Genomic DNA, 21,792 nt, shown 5'->3' with positions numbered 1-21,792 from the left:
GTTACTTAATCTTCTTTAAGTCTTTTTTCTCAAACTCTCTATCTTCTCTTTTTATTAACTCTTTAGGAGCATCATCTAATAATAGATCCCTATCTAAAACTGTATCTCTTTTTAGTTTACTTCCCTTTTTAATTCCTTTTATAGAGTCTTGAACTTCTTGCTTTTTTCTATATAAAACGTCTAATGAATCAATGTTCTTTTTTACTTTATTTAAAATTTCAGTATACTCATCGACCATAGAAGTATAATATGTATTGCTGGCATCAAAACGAGTACTATCGATTCTATACTTTTCGTATACCAAAAACATATAGTTTTTTTCTCTCTTTAAAAACTTGTTTTTTTGGTTTTTAGCAGAAGAGGCTATATACATATCGGTTAATAACGAAATCATAGAATCTTTCGGAATTAAGTTCTTAGGCTTTTCATAAATCGTATTACTAGTGCACGACACCAAAAGCAAACCAATACATATGTAAAAAAAAGACTTCATTTATCTGTTAAATAATAATCGTTTTCCTTTAATTTCTTCGTTAAAAATCCCCTCGTTATACATTAAGTTTCCGTTTACAAATGTGTGAGTTATTTGATTTGAAAACTCAACTCCCTCAAACGGAGACCATCCGCATTTATACAATACGTTTTCTTTATCTACTGTCCATTTTTTATCAGCATCAACTAAAACTAAGTCAGCATAAAAACCTTCCTTTATAAATCCTCTTTTTTCGACTTTAAAGATTTTTGCAGGGTTGTGACTCATCTTTTCTACCGCTTTTTCAATTGGCAACACTCCTTCTTTCACCTTTTCTAAAATAGCTGGAATTGCATGTTGCACTAACGGACCTCCACTAGGTGCTTTTGTATATACGTTATCCTTTTCTTCTAAGGTATGTGGTGCATGATCGGTTGCAATGATATCAATTCTATCATCTAACAAGGCTTTCCATAAACCATCTTTATCTTTTTGTGTTTTCACAGCAGGATTCCACTTAATGTGTGTTCCTTTTTTGTCATAGTCAGCATCTGTAAACCATAAATGATGTACACAAACCTCAGCAGTAATTTGCTTTTCTTCTAATGGAATATCATTTCTAAATAAATGCGTTTCTTTTTCTGTAGATAAGTGGAAAATATGTAAACGTGCACCTGTTTTCTTTGCTAATGCAATTGCTCTTGAAGAAGATAAATAACAAGCTTCTTCACTACGAATTAACGGGTGATATTTTACAGGAATATCATCTCCATGTTTTGCTTTATACTCTTCTGTGTTTTTTCTAATAGTTGCTTCATCTTCACAATGTACAGAGATTAACATTTTAGTTGAAGAAAATATTTTCTCTAGAACCTCTTCATTATCTACCAACATGTTTCCTGTTGAAGAACCTAAAAACAACTTGATACCCGCAACATCTTTAGGGTTTGTTTTTAACAATTCTTCTAAATTATCATTCGTTCCACCAAACATAAACGAATAGTTTGCGTATGATGTTTTACTTGCAATATCAAACTTATCAGCTAACAATTCTTGAGTTGTGGCTTGAGGTACCGTATTCGGCATTTCTATAAACGACGTAATTCCTCCAGCAATTGCTGCCTTACTTTCTGTAGCAATATTAGCTTTATGTGTTAAACCTGGTTCACGAAAATGTACTTGGTCATCAATCATACCAGGAATTAAGAACTTTCCTTCCGCATCAACCATTAATACATCATCGGTAGGAATTATGTTTTCTCCTATCTCCTTAATAAATTCTCCTTCTATTAAAACATCGCCTTTAAAAACCTTGTTTTCATTAACGATTTGTGCGTTTTTAATTAAATATGATTGCATGTTGTTATTTTGGTAATCCGTTAATTCTCATTTTTATCACACCAAAGACAGCTTCTTTAATAATTCCTTTGCTTAGTTTTGACTTTCCTAGGACTCTATCAGTAAAGATAACTGAAACTTCTTTAATGTTAAATTTATGCTTCCATGCTTTGTATTTCATCTCTATTTGAAATGCGTAACCAACAAATTTAACTTTATCAAGTTTAATTGTTTCTAACACTTTTCTTTTATAGCATACAAAACCTGCTGTAGTATCATGAATTGGCATTCTGGTAATTAGTCGTACATATTTTGATGCAAAATAAGAGAGTAATACCCTACTCATTGGCCAATTAACCACATTTACCCCTACAGAATATCTTGAGCCTATAGCCACATCTGCTCCTTCATTAACACATTCATCATACAATCTAATTAAATCATTGGGGTTGTGTGAGAAGTCGGCATCCATTTCTATGATATAATCATATTGTTTTGCTATTGCCCATTTGAATCCATGAATGTATGCGGTACCTAATCCATTTTTCCCTGCCCTCTTTTCAATAAAAAGTTGGTTAGGAAACTCTTCTTGTAAATTTTCTACAATTGCTGCTGTTCCATCAGGGGAATTATCATCAACAACCAATACATGAAATACCTTTTTTTGACTAAAAGTTGCTCGAATAATAGCTTCGATGTTTTCTTTCTCGTTATACGTAGGAATTATGACTAAAGCGTCTGACTTCATGTAATTTTCATATAAATCTGGGCAAAGATACACTTATTTATTACTAATTTTGTGTTAATTAAAAAGTATAAAAGCAATTGCAAGCAGTAGAACGAATTATAAACCATGATAGTTGGATTACCTTAGTTATTGTATTGGCTATTGTGTTATTGGCTATGATGAAATCGTTAAAACCTACTAAATTATATGGATATACTATTGCTTTTATAACTCCTGGTTTTTTTCATAAAAGAACTGAAGAAGGAGCCTCTTTTTTTACCCCTTTTAAGCTACTCTTATTTTCTTTTTCATCGATTGTTATTTCTCTGTTCTTATTCTTGACTTTAGTATCAGAAATATACTCTCATAGTTTTTTAGCTTTTCTAGGATTATTTTTATTTGTTATTTTATACTTTTTGCTACGCTTTTTAATAGATTATTCATTAGCAAACGTTTTAGGTTTATCATCAATTGTAAATTATTTTTTACATACTAAATCAGGATATTTATATGTTCTTAGCATATGGTTACTCCCTATTATCATACTTTATCAATATGCTTTTACCAACAAGCATTTTTTAATTTATTCCTTCGCTATCTTGCTTATTTTTAGAGCTTTTTTAATTTTAACAAATAATAAAAAACTTGTAATTAGCAAGTTGTTTTATTTTATTTTGTACTTTTGCACCCTTGAAATAGCACCGCTATTAATTCTTTATAAAACAACAACTACGTAATAAAGAGAAAGTTTATGAAAGTTAAAACTATTTTAGTCTCTCAACCTAAACCGAAGACAGAAACATCGCCATATTTTGATTTGGCGGAAAAGCAAAAGGTTAAGGTTGACTTTCGATCGTTTATTCATGTCGAGGGAATTCCTGTTAAGGAGGTAAGAGCTCAAAAAGTTGATTTAAACAATTACACAGCAATCATACTTACTAGTAGAAATGCTGTTGATCATTTTTTTAGAATAGCTGAAGAAATGCGCTTTACAGTTCCTGATGACATGAAGTACTTCTGTCAATCTGAAGCCGTAGCTTATTATTTACAGAAATACGTTGTGTACCGTAAACGTAAAATTTATGTTGGTAACAGAACGTTTCCTGAATTAACCAAACTAATTAAGAAACATAAAGATGAGAAGTTTTTACTTCCTTCTTCTGATAAGCTAAAGCCTTTAATTCCTGCTGAATTAGACAAGTTAGGAGTAGACTGGAAACGTGCAGATTTATATCGTACCGTAGTGAGTGATTTATCTGATTTAGAAGATGTTTTTTACGATATTTTAGTATTCTTTAGTCCATCAGGAATTGATAGTTTATTTAAAAACTTCCCTGATTTCAAACAAAATAATACTCGAATAGCCGTATTTGGTAATACTACTATCAAAGCTGTTGAAGATAGAGGTTTACGTGTAGATATTGCTGCACCAACACCTGAAACCCCTTCAATGACAATGGCTTTAGAAAAATACATTAAAGAAGCTAACAAGAAGTAGTTCGCTTGTTTTTAACACTTTAAACAGCCATCAAAGTATTTTTGATGGCTGTTTACGTTTACGCATGTAAGTTTAATTTAACTCTACCGTCAAAGGAGTCATACTTAAATTAAACTTATGATTTTTTTACTACTTTTTTTAGCTGCTAGTTTTCTTGCATATAGTAATGGAGCAAATGACAATTTTAAAGGTGTTGCTACGCTATTTGGATCTGGTACAACCAATTACAAGAAAGCTATTAATTGGGCTACCATAACCACTTTTTCTGGTTCTGTAGCTGCAATATTTTTAGCAGATGAATTAGTAAAAAACTTCTCAGGAAAGGGTTTAGTTCCAAATAATTTGATTCAAACACCAATATTTGCCATATCCATTGCTATAGGAGCAGCTATCACAGTGTTTTTAGCAACAAAAATAGGAATGCCTATTTCTACTACACATAGTTTAGTTGGAGCTTTATTTGGCACAGGTATTGTAGCTGTAGGAAATACTTTTAATTTCAAATTACTAACTAGTACTTTTCTTTTTCCTTTAATTATTAGTCCTTTAATAGCTACCATTTTAAGCCTAATCGTTTATCTTATTTTTAAGTTTATACGAAAACAAATTCCAAGCTTAAACAAAAATAACCCAACTTTATTTAACTTTTCTTCTGTAAAGATCTTAAATAATTTACATTATTTAAGTTCGGGTGTTGTTAGTTTTGCTAGAGGATTAAATGATACTCCAAAGATTGTAGGCCTGTTAATTATTGCCAATACTATTGACTTAAAGTGGAATATGCTATTAATTGCAGTAACTATGGCTTTAGGCGGATTGTTAAACGCAAAAAATGTGGGCGAAACTATGAGTAAAAAAATCACTAAAATGAATGCTGGCCAAGGGTTTACCGCTAATATTGTTACTGGTTTACTCGTAACCACCGCCAGCATACATGGTTTACCCGTTTCCACTACGCATGTATCTGTAGGATCTTTATTTGGTATTGGAACCGTTACCAAAAAAGCTAATTACAAAGTGATTACTAACATTTTACTATCGTGGATACTTACTTTACCTATATCCGCTATTATAAGCGCTATAATTTTTAAAACCTTAGAAATAATTTAACTAATTTATATTTTGTAATTGCTATTTTTAAATTCTTTATGGATAGGTACATAGACATTATAAAAAACTCATATACTGGTTACTGGAATTACATTAAGCAATCGGTACTTATGGAATTAAGCTGGGAAAATTATTTTTATGGTTTAATTATTATCTCTCTTGTTGTTTGGGGACTAGAGATCATTTTCCCTTGGCGAAAAAACCAACCTTTATTTCGTAAAGATTTTTGGCTGGATACTTTTTACATGTTTTTCAATTTCTTTTTATTAAACCTAATTGTACTTATTGCTTTATCAAACACAGCAGAACAATTATTTAATGATATACTTGGTCTAGTTGGTTTATCAGTTGCTAGTTTTCAATTGTTTGATATTAATACATTTCCTTATTGGGCAAGAATCACCGTGTTTTTTATCATTATTGATTTTGTGCAGTGGTTTACACATACTTTACTCCACAGATATGAATTTTTATGGAACTTTCACAAAGTACATCATTCCGTAAAACAAATGGGATTTGCAGCACACCTTCGTTATCATTGGATGGAACCTGTGGTGTACAACTCAATGAAATACATTCCGCTAGCTATTATGGGCGGATTCACAGCACAAGACGTTGCTATTGTTCACTTTTTCAATATTACTATTGGACACTTAAATCATGCCAATATTAATTGGGATTATGGTTGGTTAAAGTATATTTTAAATAATCCTAGAATGCATATTTGGCATCATGCTAAAGAGCTTCCAACAGAAAGAAGAATGGGTGTTAACTTTGGTATTACACTAAGTATATGGGACTACATTTTTAAAACCAACTACATTCCTTACAATGGACGTGATATTGAGTTAGGTTTTGACGGAGATGAAAAATTCCCAAAAGACTTCATCCACCAAGAACTCTATCCTATAGGAAAGAAATAATGTTTTAAGTCTTTTTTAACCTATTACTTCATACTTTCAACAAGCTATTTTACTACCAATTTGTATCTTTAGCTTTTTAAAAACAAACAAATGAAGTACATAAAAATTCTATTCTTATTTATTGTCGTTCAAGTTACTGCACAACAAGGTGGCATGTGGATTCCTTCGCTTTTAGAAGGAATGAACGAACAAGAAATGACTTCTTTAGGAAGTAAACTTACCGCAAAAGACATTTACGATGTAAACAACTCAAGTTTAAAAGATGCTATTGGGCACTTTAATGGAGGTTGTACTAGTGAAGTAATTTCTCCTGAAGGATTAATTTTAACCAATCACCACTGTGGTTTCGGACAAATTCAATCACACTCATCTTTAGAAAACGATTATTTAAAAGATGGTTTTTGGGCAATGAGTAAAAAAGAAGAATTGCCTAACAAAGGTTTATATGTTGAGTTTATTGTTCGTATTGATGATGTAACTACCAAAGCTTTAAATGGAGTTAACAACGCAATGACTGAACGTGAAAAACAATCTACTATTGATAAAAACATCAATGAAATTACTAAATCAGTAAAAAAAGAAGCTTGGCAAAACAGTAAGGTAAAGCCTTTTTACAAAGGAAACCAATATTTCTTATTTGTTACTGAAAAATTTGAAGACGTTCGTTTGGTTGGGGCGCCACCAAGTAGTATTGGAAAGTTTGGTAGTGATACCGATAACTGGGTTTTTCCTCGTCATACGGGAGATTTTTCATTATTTAGAATTTATGCTGATAAAAACAATCGTCCGGCTAAATACAGTAAAGACAACGTTCCTTACAAACCAAAACACTTTTTACCTGTTTCTTTAGACGGAATTGAAGAAGGTGACTTTACTATGGTTTTTGGTTTCCCAGGTCGTACTAATGAGTATTTACCAGCCGTTGCTATTAAGCATATCACACAAGAGTTTAACCCGAGTAACATTGCTATTAGAGAAGCTGCATTAAAAGAAATTGATGCACAAATGAAAGCAAGTGACGCTGTTCGTATTAAGTATGCTTCAAAACAAGCACGTATTGCAAATGCTTTGAAAAAATGGATTGGTGAAAATTTAGGAATTAAAAAGAGCAATGCTATTGCAGAGCGTCAAGCTTTTGAAGCTACATTCAAAAAGGCACTAAAAGAAAAAGGGTTAGAAAATGCCTACGGAAATATTCTTCCTGAGTTTGAAAAGTTATATGCTAATTTTGCTGATATCAATATTAAAAGAAGAAATTTTATTGAAGTTTTCTTGGTTACTAATGAGTTAATGCAAATGACTTTTAGAGCGTATCAATTAGAACAAGTAGCCTTAAATAAACCTGAAAAATTTGAAGATGCAAAAACTTCATTAATCAATAGAATTAAAGGAATTCATAAAAACTTTGATGTAAATGTAGACAAAGGTGTGTTTAAAAATGTGATGCCTTTATACAATCCTACTAATATAGATGCTTCTATTTATAACAAAACAAGTTTTACTGATCTAAACAAGGCTTTACAATTATTAGAAGGTGATGCTAAAAAGGTGGTTAAAAACTTAAACAAGGATGCTGCTTACCAATATGCAAAACCTATGATTGAAGAGTTTTATACTAAAATCAATCCAGAGTTTCAGCAAAAAAATCAGCCAATTACAGCCTTACAAAAAACATACATGAAAGCATTAATGGAAGCGTTACCTAATGCACGCTATTTTCCAGATGCTAACAGTACTTTGCGTGTTACTTACGGTCAAGTTCGTGGATACTCGCCTAGAGATGCTGTATACTATAATCCTGTAAGTTATTTAGACGGAGTTATTGAAAAGTATGTTCCTGGAGATTATGAATTTGATGTTCCAAAAAAATTACGTGATTTATACGACGCTAAAGACTTTGGGCAATACACTGATAAAAACGGAAAAGTACCTGTATGTTTCTTAGGAACTAACCATACCACAGGCGGTAACTCAGGAAGTCCTGCTATTGATGCACATGGAAACTTGATTGGTTTAAACTTTGACCGTGTATGGGAAGGAACGATGAGTGACATGAATTACGATCCAGAAATTTGTAGAAATATTATGGTAGATGTTCGTTATGTATTATTCATTGTTGATAAATACGCAGGAGCAAAGCATTTAATTGAAGAAATGAAGTTAGTGCATCCAAAGAAAAAATAAAACATTTTTCTACATAAGAATAATTTAAAAAGCGAGGTTTGTATTTTACAACCTCGTTTTTTTATACAACCTTGGAGATTGGACTCTTGGCTATCGTCCTGCGATTAAAAATATTGACCTATCCCAAATACAAATCCTTTTGATGCATTCTTTGTAAGTCCATGTCCATAATCAATTCTAAAAACTGCATTGAATATTTTTTTATTGATAAAACGCAAACCAATACCAGAATACATTCTAACATTATCACTATCTACAAAATCACTTAATGCTCCTCCAGGCTTTCGCCAAGTTCCAACATCTGTAAAGACATTTCCTTGCAAAACAAACCATTTCTTTTCATACAAGGTATAGCGGTACTCTGTATTTAAAACAATGCTTCCTGTTCCTCTATCAACTAAAATACCAACGCCTCGTAAATTCAAATTATTATCCAAAGCAAATGGGGCGAATGGAGTATTATCATTAGATGACAAACCAACTCGTAATCTATTTGCCCAATTTCCTTTATTACCTAGTCTTTTAAAATAAAATAAGTCATTCCAAAAAATTAAAAAGTCATTTTGATATTTATTCTCCGATGTTACATATTGTCCATGAAACTCATTTTTTATTCCATTAATGTACTGATAATTATAATCTAGATTATCAAAAACATAAATTAGCTTCAGTAGCTTTTTATCTACATTTAACTCAGTAGGAACACCTGATGAAGTACTTCCACTTAAATAATTATACTTTTCCTTAAAAAAATTAATTCCAAACTGAAACTGATTTTTAAAATTATGCTGGTATAAAGCCAAAGCTTCATAAGAAATATTCTGATACTTATAATTGGCCGATTCACTACCAAAATAAAGTGGTTCTTCACTTGTCCAGTTTTGATGACTTAATGACACTCCCCATTTTGCTGAAAATAACGTAGGAGCCCTAAAGTTAATTCCATAAGAATCAAAACCATTGTATTGGTAAAACCCACCTAAGGTCATGTTCCTCCCCAAAAAGTTATACTCACCCACTCCAATTCTATAGGCTAATCTTTGATTAATCGTTTTATGAAAATTGACTTCTGGAATTATTGTAAAATTCTCTTCTACAGTTACAACAACATTGCATTTACCCTCAGAACATGATGTTTTAAAATACGCATTAGAAATTGCTGGTAAACGCTTCAAACGAATCATGTCTTCTTTTAGTACTATTAAATCAAGTACTTTATTTTCTTTTGATTTCAGTATTTTCTTTAAGACATGTGTTTTAGTTTTTTTAGCTCCTGAAAAAGTAATTTTTTCTATACTTCTTTCTTGTGAATAACAGTTTACAGGCAACCAAAATGTTGCAAGAATTATTGTCTTCAAGAAAAATAGACACTTATTTCTATGCTTCTCATTTACTACTTTCATACATCTTTTTTATAGTCAATTCTGCTGGTTTGTTTTGAGGTGTAAACCTATTGTTATCTTCCCCTCCAACTTCTTTATGATTATGAAACCATTTCCAAACAAAACCACCAGCAAACCAATCTTCTTTCCAAAATTGATTATACAAAGCCTGTAATGCTTTTTGTTGATTTTCTAAATTGACATCTCCTTCTATTCTACCTGAGTTCCATGGTTCTTTACCTGTAAAATTTACACTTCTATACCCGTACTCAGTAAATAAAACAGGTTTATTAAACTTACTTTGAACCTGAATAACTTCATTTTTGTGAGGTTGCCAACCTTTTTCAAAATCTTTAAGAGTAGGAGATTTTTGATCACTTAACGGAAAATAAGCATCAATTCCTATAAAGTCTAAATCCTCCCAAAAGTCTACTCGCTTAAATTCATCCCAATTTGCTGCATAGGTTAATTTTCCAAAGTATACCTTTCTAATTTTTTTAATGAGTTTTTTCCAGTATTTTGGTCTGTTTTTTACAAACTGCTCCAATTCTGTTCCAATACAAAAAATTTCTGCATTAATTTCTTCTGCTACTTTGGCAAAAGCAAGGATAAAGTCTTCATAAGATTGTTCTAATTTTCTCCATTCATCTTCGGAATTCATTTTTATAGATCCTGTATAAACACCGTTCCAAACCCAAATTTGTGGTTTCAACATAATCTTTATTTTACTTTGTTGAAACTCTTTGGCATATTGTTTTACACCTTCTTTTGTCTCTCCAAACCATTGTTTCTTGGAGTTATAAATCACATTTGGAGATGATAAATTTTTAACAAATCCAAAAGGCATCAGTGTAACATAATTTGCTGACACCTTTTTTACATCATCAATATGTTGATTTGTTATCTCTTTTGATGAAGCAACAAAACTAACACCATTTATCTTTTTTGACTGACTCGTACAAGAACCCACAAAAAAGATAAAACTTACTAAAAGGAGTTTTAGAGTTTTCATTACTCCTCTAATTTACTACTTTTAAAATAATGCTCTTAATCCTAAATTAAAGCTTTGCCCCAATCCATTATTTGTTCCTCTAACAAAATTACTATACAATACCTCCAAGTTTAAAACACTAGTTAATTGATATTTTCCTCCCAAACCTAAAGCTGTATAATCTTGTGTAAAATCTCCAAACCTTTGTGAATGCTGTGTAAAAGCCAAAACTGTAGACTTTTCATTTGGAAAGTAACTGAAGAAGATTCCTGGAGCTAATAAAAAAGTATTGTTAGCAAAACTATCCTCATCCCCAAAATTATACTCTGTATTTAACTCTGTAAACAACTGCCATTTTCCATTAGAAAAAGTATAATCATAAAAGAATCGATTTTGAAAAGTCCAAGCTGTTTGATCCAAAAACACACCATTTTCTGTTTCATTGCTAACTAAAGGAATATGTACTGCTGATTGAACTGAAAAATTTCCTACATTTTTTAATGGTTGGAACTTAATAGCTGGTGCAAATGATGTAATTCCTTTTCTCTCTGTATTTGGATTGTCTTTTAAACTAAATACTGATAATGCTTGGCGATCACCAATTGTATTAGAACGAAACTCAATAATTGCTCCTATATTAATACGATTGTTTTCCGAAATTCCTGTAAAAGCTTCTAATGTTGAAGTAAAGTAGTTTTCTCTTAGCTTTGATTTACTTTTACCATCGGCATCAGCAAATTTTGTTTCTGTATACAAGTTATTAAACCACTTAATATCCCATTGTCCATTGTTTAAAAGTTTAGATGGTGTATACGTTTGAATGTTTGATTTTTCTACTTTATCTTCTTGAGCATTTGAAATTTGTACTACCAAAAAGAATAAAATTGAAAAGCTTATTAATTGTCGTTTCATATGATAAATTTTATATAAATCATAGGTCGCCTTAAAAAAACTCCACTTACAAAACCCTTTTATTTAAAATGATTCTAAATTTAATTCCTTCATTAAGTTCTTAACTTTAGCAACGACCTAAACTGCAAATCAACATTTATGGAGCACGTTGTTATTATTGGTAATGGAATTTCTGGAGTTACAGCCGCAAGGCATATCAGAAAATTATCAGACAAAAAAATTACCATTATTTCTTCTGAGACTGATGAGTTCTTTTCAAGAACCGCTTTAATGTATGTGTACATGGGACACATGAAGTTTGAACATACACAGCCATACGAATCTTGGTTTTGGAAGAAAAACAATATCGATCTCAAAAAAGGTTTTATTTCAAAAATACATTCATCAAAAAAAGAAGTAGAGTTTAGTACTGGGGAGAAATTGTCTTACGATAAATTAATTATTGCCACCGGTTCAAAACCTAACAAATTTGGCTGGCCTGGTCAAGATTTAAAAGGTGTTATGGGAATGTATCATAAACAAGATTTAGAGGCTCTTGAAAAATACGCTCCAAATAATGATGTGTGTAAAAGAGCTGTAATTGTTGGTGGAGGTTTAATTGGTATTGAACTTGCCGAAATGCTTCATAGCAGAAATATTCCTGTTACCTTTTTAGTTCGTGAAGATAGTTTTTGGGATAAAGTATTGCCTTTGGAAGAATCTGCCATGATAAATCGTGAAATTACAGAAAATCATATCGATTTACGTTTAGGTGTAAATCTAAAGGAAATAAAGTCAGATAAAAACGGACAAGTTACATCTGTAATTATTGAAGAAACCGGTGAAGAAATACCTTGTAATGTTGTTGGTTTGACTGCTGGTGTTTCTCCTAATATTGACTTTTTAAAAGATTCTGAAATTGAACTTGGCAGAGGTGTTAAAGTCAATCGTTTTTTAAAAACCAATATCAAAGATGTGTATGCAATTGGAGATTGTGCAGAACAACATGAAGCCATTGGTTTACGTCGTCCTATTGAAGCTGTTTGGTATACTGGTAGAATGATGGGAGAAACTGTTGCGCAAACTATTTGTGGCAACCGAATTGAATACAAACCAGGACATTGGTTTAATTCTGCAAAATTTATTGATATAGAATACCAAACCTATGGTTGGGTTTGGCCGCAACCTAAAGAAGATGAAGCTCATTTTTACTGGGAACAAGAGAGTGGTAAAAAATGTATTCGAATTAACTATGATAAAAACACGCAAGAATTCCTTGGTATAAATACATTAGGAATACGAATGCGTCATGAGTTTTTTGACAAAGTTTTGAATGAAAAGCAGTCTGTAACTTATACTTTAGAACATTTAGCAGATGCAAACTTCGACCCAGAATTCTATAAACTTCACGAATCGGAAATTGTAGCAAAATTCAACAAAGAAAACAACACCAATATTCAATTAAAAAAGAAAAGCTGGAAGCGAATTTTCAGCAGAGTTTAGGATGAAAATAATAAAACAAACAGGTTTACTTCTATTCTTAATAGGGTTAATCATTTTTTCAGGAGTAATTTTTACAGGCTCTTTTAGTTTAAGTCAATCAAAATTAGACTCATTCATTACTGAAAAAGGGTATAAAAGTGAAATTATAAAAGATGAACTTAGTAAAGCTATCGTTACCGATCAAAGCTTAAATATTTTTGAGTTTTCTAGCCGAGTTAGAAATGCTTACGAAGCATCTAACAATCATTACAATACTCTAATTGCTAAATACGATGCTGAAAAGAATTGGGATAAAAAAGGTGAACAATACCAATATTTAATTTATGGTAAACCTCATACGTTAAGTTATGAATTAGCTAAAAAATCAGGTAATGGTTTTGTTAAAAACAACTCTGGCTTGTTATGGTTACTCACTTTTGGTTTAGGTATTTTCGGGGCGCTATTATTTATACTTCCTAATTTCATTTTATTAGGGCCTAAAGGAATAAAAAACAACGGCATTTATTTAGAAGCAAGCACAAACCGTGGTTGGATAGCTTGGTTAGTTTTAATTTATCTGGTAGTATTTTACTTATTACTTTATTTTTTTCCTGACTATGTTGTTAACTGGACCTTTATATTAGATCCTATTAGTAAGTTTTTAAACGGTGGAGAAGCAAGTCAGTGGTTCGTATATGGTTTTTTATACTGTGTAATTATGCTTACCATGGGAGTAAGAATGTATATAAAATACAGACACAATAAATATCAAGTTATTAGAACAACTTCTGTATTATTCTTTCAAATTGTATTTGCCTTCCTTATTCCAGAAATAATGACAAGTTTAAATATGCCAGGGTATGATTTTAAAAATGCTTTTCCGTTAGATTATGACTTCTTTTTTGAATGGAATTTAGATAGTTTAAGAAACAGCGGAGCTATTGGTTTATTTATTTTAGTTTGGGGTATTGTACTTACACTTATCATTGTTCCTGTAATGGTATATTTCTTCGGAAAAAGATGGTATTGCTCTTGGGTTTGCGGTTGTGGTGGTTTAGCAGAAACTTTGGGTGACCCATACCGCCAGCACTCTAACAAAAGTTTGAATGCATGGAAGCTAGAACGTTGGTTAATACATAGTGTTTTGGTATTTTCTTTAGTAATGACCATTGTGACCTTATACTGTTACTTTACTGGAGCACAATCTTTCCTTGGAATCAACTCTCAATGGATTAAAGACACCTATAGCTTTTTAATAGGCGCTTGGTTTGCAGGAGTTATTGGTACTGGGTTTTATCCAATTTTTGGAAATCGTGTTTGGTGTCGTTTTGGTTGTCCGTTGGCCGCTTATTTAGGAATTGTTCAACGTTTTAAATCTCGTTTCAGAATTACTACTAACGGTGGACAATGTATTTCTTGCGGAAATTGTTCTACGTATTGTGAGCAAGGTATTGATGTGCGTGCATACGCCCAAAAAGGAGAAAATATTGTTCGTGCAAGTTGTGTTGGATGCGGAATTTGTTCAGCAGTATGTCCTCGTGGAGTTTTAAAGCTAGAAAATGGTCCAGAAAAAGGGCGTATTAATCCAACAGAAATTTTATTAGGTAACGATGTAGATTTAATGAAATTAGTGAATGAAAAATAATGTTTTCATAGTATGCTTTTTTGTTACTTTCTCTTTAGTAGGACAGAAAATATATCATAAATCATTCTATGAAAACGGAACATTAAAGAAAGAAGGTTGGCTTGAAAACAATCAGAAAACCGATTATTGGATCTTCTATTATAAAAATGGAAACATAAAAAAAGAAGGTAGATTTAAAAGTAATCTTCCTGTAAAATACTGGTACTTTTATCGTGAAAATTCTTCTAGAGAAAAGGAAGGGCACTTTGTTAATGGTATTCAAAGCAAATGGTGGATTTTTTATAGTAAAAAAGAAAACACTTATCAAAAGTGTCAAATCAAAAACAATAAAAAAAACGGATACTGTTTATTATACAAGAAACATAAATTAACAAAAGCTGTAAAGTTTAAAGAAGGAGTAAAGTTAAAAGAATGGAATAATTTGTCTTCTTTTGCAGAAGAAAATAATCTCAACGACTTAAAATAATAAATGAATCCACTTATAAAAGTTATCATCCCCGCATATAACGAACAAGATTCAATTGTACATGTAATTAATGATATTCCCTCTTTGGTAAACGAGGTAATTGTTATTAGTAACAATTCAACAGATAACACTGAAGTTAATGCTAAAAATGCAGGAGCTACTGTACTTACTGAAGACAGAAAAGGCTATGGTTACGCTTGCTTAAAAGGAATGGAGTACATAGCTTCATCTTCTATAAAAAACCCAAACAACAAACCTGATATTATTGTTTTTTTAGATGGTGATTATTCTGATTACCCTGAACAACTTACCGAACTTATAGCTCCAATAATAAATGATGATATTGATTTTGTAATTGGTGCTCGTGTACAACGACTACGTGAAAAGGGTTCTATGACTCCTCAACAAGTTTTTGGTAATTGGCTAGCAACCTTTTTAATGAAATTATTTTTTGGTGCAACTTTTACAGATTTAGGTCCTTTTAGAGCCATTAAGTACGATAAATTACTTGCTTTAAACATGGAAGATAAAACGTATGGTTGGACAGTAGAGATGCAATTAAAGGCTTTAAAACAAAAATTATCTTATACAGAAATTCCAATGAAATATAGAAATAGAATTGGCGTTTCAAAGGTTTCAGGAACTGTAAAAGGTAGTATATTAGCCGGCATAAAAATTTTAGGTTGGATCTTTAAATATAGCTTTAAATAATGGTCTTAGAATACATAATAATTACGCTATACACTATATCACTAATACTTATACTGCTATACGCTATAGCACAGTTAAATCTACTTATCAATTATTTAAAAGCTCAGAAAAAAAAGCAAAATATCCCTACATTAGATGTATCTGACATTAACAAAGTTCCGTATGTAACAATACAGTTACCTGTTTATAATGAACTTTATGTAATGGAGCGTTTATTAAACAACATTGCCAAGTTAGATTATCCACAAGAAAGGTTAGAAATTCAAGTATTAGATGATTCTACTGATGAATCAGTTGAGAGTACAGCTGCACAAATTAAAGAGCTTCAAAAAACAGGTTTAGACATTCAACATATTCGACGTGAAAATCGTCAAGGGTTCAAAGCTGGTGCTCTAAAAGAAGGACTTAAAACGGCTAAAGGTGAGTTCATTGCTATTTTTGATGCTGACTTTTTACCTAAAGAAAATTGGTTACTGGAAACCGTTCCATATTTTAAAGATCCTGAAATAGGGGTAGTACAAACTCGTTGGGGACACATTAATAGAAACTATTCAACCTTAACAAAAATTCAGGCCTTTGCTTTAGATGCACATTTTACATTGGAGCAAGTAGGTAGAAATAGTCAAGGACATTTTATCAATTTTAATGGTACTGCGGGTATTTGGCGTAAAGAATGTATTTACGATGCTGGAAATTGGGAAGGTGATACATTAACAGAAGATTTAGATTTAAGCTACCGAGCTCAATTAAAAAACTGGAAGTTTAAATATTTAGAGAATGTAGTTACTCCTGCTGAATTACCTGTAGTTATTAGTGCTGCTCGCTCTCAACAGTTTAGGTGGAACAAAGGTGGGGCAGAGAATTTTCAGAAAATGTTAAAAAGGATTATTACAAGTTCTACTATTCCTTTTAAAACAAAACTTCATGGAACGCTACACTTACTAAATAGCTCTATGTTTACTTGCATATTTTTAGTTGCTGTTTTAAGTATACCTATGCTATATATTAAAAATGAATACGCTCATTTAAAAATTTACTTTTTAGTAATGAGTTTTTTCATTGTAAGTACCTTTATTTTCTTTATCTGTTACTGGTTTATGTATAAAAGAACTTATGGTGGCGGCTTTTGGAATTTTATTAAATATATTGGTGCCTTTTTTGCTTTTTTCTCTATTGCTATGGGCTTCTCTTTACACAATACGATTGCTGTATTGGAAGGTCATTTAGGTAAAAAAAGTGAATTTGTAAGAACACCAAAATTCAATATCAAATCTTTAAAAGATAGTTGGAAAAACAATAAATACATTCGTAAAAGACCTTCTTTACATGTAATTATAGAAGGTTTGTTAGCTTTATACTTTGCTTTTGGTATGTATAGTGCTTTTATAGTTGGTGATCAAGGTGGAGATTTTGGTTTATTCCCTTTTCACCTGATGTTATTTGTTGGCTTTGGATACGTCTTTTTTAAATCGATTTTCTCAAAAGCTTAGATGTCTTTTTTAAAAAAATATAGCTCAATTATGCTAACATTTGTTAGTGTAGTACTTTATTTTTTATTTGCTTATACAATTGAACGTACTGAGTTTAATAAGTTACTTTTTATATGGGTTGCCTTATTTACTTGTTATTTTGGTCTTTTACAAAATAAGCAGTTATCCTTTGTACATTTAGCTGGTATTGCTGTTTTATTTCGATTGGCTTTCTTTTTTGCTATCCCTAATTTATCACAAGATTTCTATCGCTTTATCTGGGATGGTCGTATGATTTTAGAAGGGTTAAACCCTTATTTATCCTTGCCTCAAACATTTATTGAACAAAACAGCTATCCCATAAACCAAGCTAAGGAGTTATATGGAGGAATGGGGGCTTTGAATGGTAGTCATTATACCAACTACCCTCCAATTAATCAACTTTGTTTTTTAATAGCTGCTCTTTTGGCTAAAAATAGCATTATTGGAAGTGTTGTTGTAATGAGAGTATTGATTATTTTAGCTGATATAGGTATTTTATACTTCGGAAAAAAAATTTTAGAAAGGCTACAGTTACCTGTTAAAAACATTTTTCTATATATTTTAAATCCTTTTGTGATAATTGAACTTACTGGAAACTTACATTTTGAACCTGTAATGTTATTTTTTTTGGTTTGGAGCATTTATAAGTTACAGCAACAAAAATGGTTTTCAGCAGCTATATTACTAGCTTGTTCTATTTCAGTTAAATTAATTCCTTTACTCTTTTTACCCTTATATTTTCAATGGTTTGTAAAGAATGATTTCTCATTCCTTAGAGGTTTCAAAAAATTAGTATCCTTCTACGTAACTGTAATTTTTACAGTCATTTTACTTTTTCTTCCATTTTATTCTTCTGAATTAGTTTCAAACTACATGAACTCTGTTGGCTTATGGTTCAGAAATTTTGAGTTTAATGCTAGTTTTTACTACTTAGCGAGAGAAATTGGTTATTTATTTAGAGGCTATAATGAAATAGCTATTATTGGTAAGATTATACCTATTGTTACTATTTTCTTTTTATTGATTCTTACTTTTTTAAAAAAAAACAAGTCTGTAAAACAGTTAATTGTAAGCATGCTATTTGCTTTATCATTCTACTATTTTTTAACAACAACAATGCACCCTTGGTATATAGCAACTCTTTTAATTTTATCGGTGTTTACCCAATATCGTTATACTGTTTTATGGAGTTTAGTAATTATATTGAGTTATCAAGCATATGCTAACTCTCCATGGAAAGAAAATCTTTGGTTAATTACTTTGGAGTATCTAATTCTGTATACTTACTTTATTTGGGAAGTTTTTATAAAAAGAAAACCCACTCAAAATTGAGTGGGAAAAATTGCTATGAAAAAGAAAAAGAAAGTGGTTTTAAAACCACTGTTCAAATATAAATAAGATTTTTCTTTTCACAAATGTTTTTTTTATTTTTTTTACTTTTTTAAAACTTTACCTTAAAGTTTTCTTAACTCATTGTCCTCCAACATGTATTTTTCTCCACTTTCTGGACATATAGCCAAACCATCTTTATCAAAAGTTAAACGATGTCCGTATTCGCTAATCCACCCTATCTGTTTCGATGGATTTCCTACAACTAAAGCGTAGGGTTGCACTTCTTTAGTTACCACAGCTCCTGCCCCTATAAAAGCATACTCTCCAATATTATTACCGCACACAATTGTTGCATTTGCTCCTATACTTGCGCCTTTTTTAACAATTGTTTCTAAATACTGATCCTGTCTTTTTATTGCGCTACGTGGATTAATTACATTTGTAAAAACCATAGAGGGTCCTAAAAAAACATCGTCTTCGCATGTTACTCCTGTATATATGGAAACATTATTTTGAACCTTAACATTATTTCCTAAAACAGCTTTTGGTGACACCACAACATTTTGTCCAATATTACAGTTGTTTCCAATAATACAATTAGGCATAATATGGCTAAAGTGCCATATTTTTGTTCCATTTCCAATTTTACAACCGTCATCAATAACTGCTGTTTCGTGTGCAAAAAACGTTTTGTCTGTATCCATATATAACAAAAATAAAAAAAACTCAACCAGTTGGTTGAGTTTTTAATTTTTATTCTACCCTAAAAGTAATAGGCAAGGTATATTTTACTTTTACTTCTTTATTATTCTGTTTACCTGGAATAAATTTTGGTATTTTATTTACAACCCTATCAGTTTCTTTTTTTAATTTATAATGTGGAGCTCTAATTTTAACATCAACTACATCTCCTTTTTTATCAATAATAAATTGAGTTATTATTTTATGCTTTCCTGAGTTTAATCCTACTTCTTGTGCTAATTCAGAATTAAAATTACGTTGTATATGCTGTTGTATTTTTCTTTCAAAGCACTTTATATTTTCTTCTTCTGATAGTCCTTCACATCCTTTAAAAACAGGTGTATTTTGAACATTATTAATTGAAACTGGATCATCGTCTTTATCAACTACCTCTTCTTCTTTTACCTGAGTTAGTGTTGCAACATCTATAGAACCATTATCTACAGGTAAATCTATTACAGTGGTGTTTTCCGTATTATTATCTACCACTTCTTGTTTAAATACTTCTTTAATTACGCGCTCTTGCTTTGGCTTTTCTATTTCTTTTACTTCTCTTTTTACAATAACGGGAGTGTCAAAAGTGTAAACTTTCTCATAAACTTTTGCATTCGTAGGTTCAACTATTGCAATGTCTTTGGCTGTTTCATGTTCTAAAACAAGAAAAACTACAAACAAAGTTAGCACCAAACCTAACTGTGTAAAAATAGTTGAGAATTTTTCTAATTGCTTTTTAGCATGTTTCTTAGGTGTTTTCATAGTATTAAATTTTTATGTTAATACTATGTTAAAAACAAGAAACGTGCCAATAAAAAAGGCAATCCATATGGATTGCCTTTTTTATATTTTATTAAAGCTATTACTACTCTACATTAAATGTAATTGGTAAAGTATAACCTACTCTTACTGCTCTACCTCTTTGTCTACCAGGTTTCATTTTTGGTATCTTTCTAGCAACTCTTTCTGCTTCCTTCTTTAATCTTGGATGCGGAGCTCTAGCCATTACGTTTGTGATAGAACCATCTTTATCAATTTTAAATTGAACATAGATTCTTTTCTTTCCTGGAGATAAACCTAACTCATTAGCAAGTTCTGCATTAAAGTTACGTTGAATATGCTTCTGTAACTTTTTGTTTAAACATGCTTTCTTTTGAGCCTTTGTTCCACTACAGCCTGGAAATACAGGAACTTCCTCAATAATAGCGAATGGTACATCTTCTACTACCTCTTCTACTTCTTCTACTTCTTGAATATCTTCTACCTCTACAGCTTCAGATTCATCAGTTTCAGTTGATTCAATAATAGTTTCTTCAATCTCTTCCTCGTCTTCTACTACTTCAATTTTTTCAGGAGCTGGTGGTGGAGGTGTATTTGGTTTTGGTTTTGGTGGCTCAATTTGAAGTTCGATAGTTTCCTCTTCAATATCAGAAGCCATGTTAGCCATACCTAACTCTCCATACTCTTTATCATATGTCTTATTCTCAATAGCAACATACGTTACAAATAAAGCTAAAACCAAACCTATTTGCATAAATAGTTTACTATAGTTTTCTAAGTTTGATTTTGGATTTTTCTTGATTTCCATCCTAAATGTTTTTAATAGTTCGCTAATTTAATTAATTTATTTCAACTTTTACAAGCTTAATCTTTAAATAGCTTTATTTTTCTTAAAAAAAGAATTGTAAACTATGAAAGCTATTAAAATACCAGTCGTATTTGCCACTATATCTAAAATCTCTCCTGATCTATATGACGTGGTTGTACCTTGTAAAACCTCAATAATTATGCCGTAAAAAAAACAACAAAAAACAATTATATATTTATTAATTTTTGTTGTTCTTGAAGCTAGCAACCATACTAAACTTAACACAAAATAAGCGAAGGCATGTTCTAACTTATCTATATGGTTAATTTGTATAGGAGCCTTTCCTAGTTTGATTAAACTAATAATAGCAATACTTATGGTTATTAGTATTGCTATTATAATTATTAGTTTATCCTTTAATAAGTTCTTGATATGCTTCAGCACTTAATAAGTCTGCTACTTGTGAATCGTCTGATAATTTTACCTTTATCATCCATCCATTTCCATAAGGATCTGAATTTACTAATTCTGGTTCATCTTCTAACGCTTCATTAAACTCTACTACTTCTCCTGATAAAGGCATAAAAAGGTCTGAAACTGTTTTTACTGCTTCTACAGAACCGAAAACTTCTTCAGCATCTAATTCCTCATCTAATGTATCAACATCAACGTATACGATATCTCCTAACTCTCCTTGTGCAAAATCAGTAATACCAATAGTTGCTACACCGTTTTCTACTTTAACCCACTCATGGTCTTTGGTGTACTTTAATTCTGATGGAATGTTCATTGTAATGATTTTTTAT

22 protein-coding genes are annotated in these 21,792 nt (G+C 31.1%); 11 read left to right on the top strand and 11 right to left on the bottom strand.

Annotated features, from left to right (window positions below; translation table 11 throughout):
- Nucleotide 1: 1 nt before the first annotated feature.
- From ACTPNM_RS02860 to ACTPNM_RS02850, 3 genes are read right to left on the bottom strand one after another with little or no spacing between them, the layout of a single operon-like run.
- Nucleotides 2-493 (bottom strand): DUF4296 domain-containing protein, encoded by a 492-nt coding sequence (locus ACTPNM_RS02860; protein WP_440120542.1) that lies wholly within the window; start codon nucleotides 491-493, stop codon nucleotides 2-4.
- The gene (locus ACTPNM_RS02855; RefSeq protein WP_440120541.1) at nucleotides 494-1,831 is read right to left on the bottom strand and encodes a dihydroorotase; all 1,338 of its coding nucleotides are present in this window, start codon (nucleotides 1,829-1,831) and stop codon (nucleotides 494-496) included.
- A gap of 4 nt (nucleotides 1,832-1,835) precedes the next feature.
- Nucleotides 1,836-2,558 carry a polyprenol monophosphomannose synthase gene (locus ACTPNM_RS02850; protein WP_440120540.1) on the bottom strand — a complete coding sequence of 241 codons (723 nt, stop codon included), beginning with the start codon at nucleotides 2,556-2,558 and terminating at the stop codon, nucleotides 1,836-1,838.
- 77 nt (nucleotides 2,559-2,635) lie between these two features.
- On the opposite strand from ACTPNM_RS02850, the gene ACTPNM_RS02845 reads away from it, so the two are divergent.
- The 5 genes from ACTPNM_RS02845 to ACTPNM_RS02825 all read left to right on the top strand — a co-directional run bounded on the left by ACTPNM_RS02845 (nucleotide 2,636) and on the right by ACTPNM_RS02825 (nucleotide 8,252).
- Entirely contained in the window at nucleotides 2,636-3,274 is a 639-nt protein-coding gene (locus ACTPNM_RS02845) for a DUF4271 domain-containing protein (protein WP_440120539.1), read from the top strand.
- A 14-nt stretch (nucleotides 3,275-3,288) separates the two neighbouring features.
- Nucleotides 3,289-4,035, top strand: coding sequence for a uroporphyrinogen-III synthase (locus tag ACTPNM_RS02840; protein WP_125066130.1), 747 nt, complete (start codon nucleotides 3,289-3,291; stop codon nucleotides 4,033-4,035).
- 117 nt (nucleotides 4,036-4,152) lie between these two features.
- Nucleotides 4,153-5,145, top strand: a complete 993-nt coding sequence (locus ACTPNM_RS02835) for an anion permease (protein WP_440120538.1) — start codon at nucleotides 4,153-4,155, stop codon at nucleotides 5,143-5,145.
- Between the two features lie 38 nt (nucleotides 5,146-5,183).
- Nucleotides 5,184-6,068, top strand: a complete 885-nt coding sequence (locus tag ACTPNM_RS02830) for a sterol desaturase family protein (protein ID WP_440120537.1) — start codon at nucleotides 5,184-5,186, stop codon at nucleotides 6,066-6,068.
- Between the two features lie 90 nt (nucleotides 6,069-6,158).
- Complete coding sequence (locus tag ACTPNM_RS02825; protein ID WP_440120536.1) at nucleotides 6,159-8,252, top strand: S46 family peptidase; 2,094 nt, start codon at nucleotides 6,159-6,161, stop codon at nucleotides 8,250-8,252.
- A gap of 104 nt (nucleotides 8,253-8,356) precedes the next feature.
- On the opposite strand, the gene ACTPNM_RS02820 is transcribed toward ACTPNM_RS02825, so the two are convergent.
- From ACTPNM_RS02820 to ACTPNM_RS02810, 3 genes are read right to left on the bottom strand one after another with little or no spacing between them, the layout of a single operon-like run.
- Nucleotides 8,357-9,655, bottom strand: a complete 1,299-nt coding sequence (locus ACTPNM_RS02820; protein WP_440120535.1) for a POTRA domain-containing protein — start codon at nucleotides 9,653-9,655, stop codon at nucleotides 8,357-8,359.
- Entirely contained in the window at nucleotides 9,639-10,646 is a 1,008-nt protein-coding gene (locus tag ACTPNM_RS02815; protein ID WP_440120534.1) for a glycoside hydrolase family 113, read from the bottom strand. Before ACTPNM_RS02815 ends, ACTPNM_RS02820 begins: the two co-directional genes overlap by 17 nt.
- Before the next feature lie 21 nt (nucleotides 10,647-10,667).
- A complete protein-coding gene (locus ACTPNM_RS02810) occupies nucleotides 10,668-11,537 on the bottom strand; it encodes a transporter (RefSeq protein WP_440120533.1) in 870 nt (289 codons plus the stop codon).
- 138 nt (nucleotides 11,538-11,675) lie between these two features.
- On the opposite strand from ACTPNM_RS02810, the gene ACTPNM_RS02805 reads away from it, so the two are divergent.
- The 6 genes from ACTPNM_RS02805 to ACTPNM_RS02780 are packed head-to-tail and all read left to right on the top strand — an operon-like array spanning nucleotide 11,676 to nucleotide 18,663.
- The gene (locus ACTPNM_RS02805) at nucleotides 11,676-13,019 is read left to right on the top strand and encodes an NAD(P)/FAD-dependent oxidoreductase (protein ID WP_440120532.1); all 1,344 of its coding nucleotides are present in this window, start codon (nucleotides 11,676-11,678) and stop codon (nucleotides 13,017-13,019) included.
- A gap of 1 nt (nucleotide 13,020) precedes the next feature.
- Nucleotides 13,021-14,643: a 4Fe-4S binding protein gene (locus ACTPNM_RS02800; protein ID WP_440120531.1), complete on the top strand. Its 1,623-nt coding sequence runs from the start codon at nucleotides 13,021-13,023 to the stop codon at nucleotides 14,641-14,643.
- Nucleotides 14,633-15,109, top strand: coding sequence for a toxin-antitoxin system YwqK family antitoxin (locus ACTPNM_RS02795; RefSeq protein WP_440120530.1), 477 nt, complete (start codon nucleotides 14,633-14,635; stop codon nucleotides 15,107-15,109). The genes ACTPNM_RS02800 and ACTPNM_RS02795 overlap by 11 nt, the downstream gene beginning before the upstream one ends.
- Nucleotides 15,110-15,112: 3 nt before the next feature.
- Nucleotides 15,113-15,820 (top strand): glycosyltransferase family 2 protein, encoded by a 708-nt coding sequence (locus ACTPNM_RS02790; protein ID WP_440120529.1) that lies wholly within the window; start codon nucleotides 15,113-15,115, stop codon nucleotides 15,818-15,820.
- Nucleotides 15,820-17,310: a cellulose synthase family protein gene (locus tag ACTPNM_RS02785; protein ID WP_440120528.1), complete on the top strand. Its 1,491-nt coding sequence runs from the start codon at nucleotides 15,820-15,822 to the stop codon at nucleotides 17,308-17,310. The genes ACTPNM_RS02790 and ACTPNM_RS02785 overlap by 1 nt, the downstream gene beginning before the upstream one ends.
- Before the next feature lie 30 nt (nucleotides 17,311-17,340).
- Nucleotides 17,341-18,663 carry a mannosyltransferase gene (locus ACTPNM_RS02780; RefSeq protein WP_440120527.1) on the top strand — a complete coding sequence of 441 codons (1,323 nt, stop codon included), beginning with the start codon at nucleotides 17,341-17,343 and terminating at the stop codon, nucleotides 18,661-18,663.
- Between the two features lie 122 nt (nucleotides 18,664-18,785).
- Here ACTPNM_RS02780 and ACTPNM_RS02775 read toward each other — a convergent pair whose 3' ends face one another.
- The 5 genes from ACTPNM_RS02775 to gcvH all read right to left on the bottom strand — a co-directional run bounded on the left by ACTPNM_RS02775 (nucleotide 18,786) and on the right by gcvH (nucleotide 21,776).
- A complete protein-coding gene (locus tag ACTPNM_RS02775; RefSeq protein WP_440120526.1) occupies nucleotides 18,786-19,367 on the bottom strand; it encodes an acyltransferase in 582 nt (193 codons plus the stop codon).
- Nucleotides 19,368-19,416: 49 nt separating this feature from the next.
- Entirely contained in the window at nucleotides 19,417-20,160 is a 744-nt protein-coding gene (locus tag ACTPNM_RS02770; protein WP_440120525.1) for an energy transducer TonB, read from the bottom strand.
- 103 nt (nucleotides 20,161-20,263) lie between these two features.
- Nucleotides 20,264-20,986, bottom strand: coding sequence for an energy transducer TonB (locus ACTPNM_RS02765; protein WP_274639013.1), 723 nt, complete (start codon nucleotides 20,984-20,986; stop codon nucleotides 20,264-20,266).
- A gap of 63 nt (nucleotides 20,987-21,049) precedes the next feature.
- Nucleotides 21,050-21,430, bottom strand: a complete 381-nt coding sequence (locus tag ACTPNM_RS02760; protein WP_274639012.1) for a VanZ family protein — start codon at nucleotides 21,428-21,430, stop codon at nucleotides 21,050-21,052.
- Nucleotides 21,396-21,776: a glycine cleavage system protein GcvH gene (gene gcvH / locus ACTPNM_RS02755; RefSeq protein WP_047787900.1), complete on the bottom strand. Its 381-nt coding sequence runs from the start codon at nucleotides 21,774-21,776 to the stop codon at nucleotides 21,396-21,398. Before gcvH ends, ACTPNM_RS02760 begins: the two co-directional genes overlap by 35 nt.
- Between the last annotated feature and the right edge of the window lie 16 nt (nucleotides 21,777-21,792).

This window comes from Tenacibaculum sp. Ill, from assembly GCF_051938915.1.
Taxonomy (GTDB): Bacteria; Bacteroidota; Bacteroidia; order Flavobacteriales; family Flavobacteriaceae; genus Polaribacter; species Polaribacter larymnensis.
Note: the sequence above shows the minus strand (reverse complement) of the source record. Positions and strands in the feature narration are given on the sequence as shown.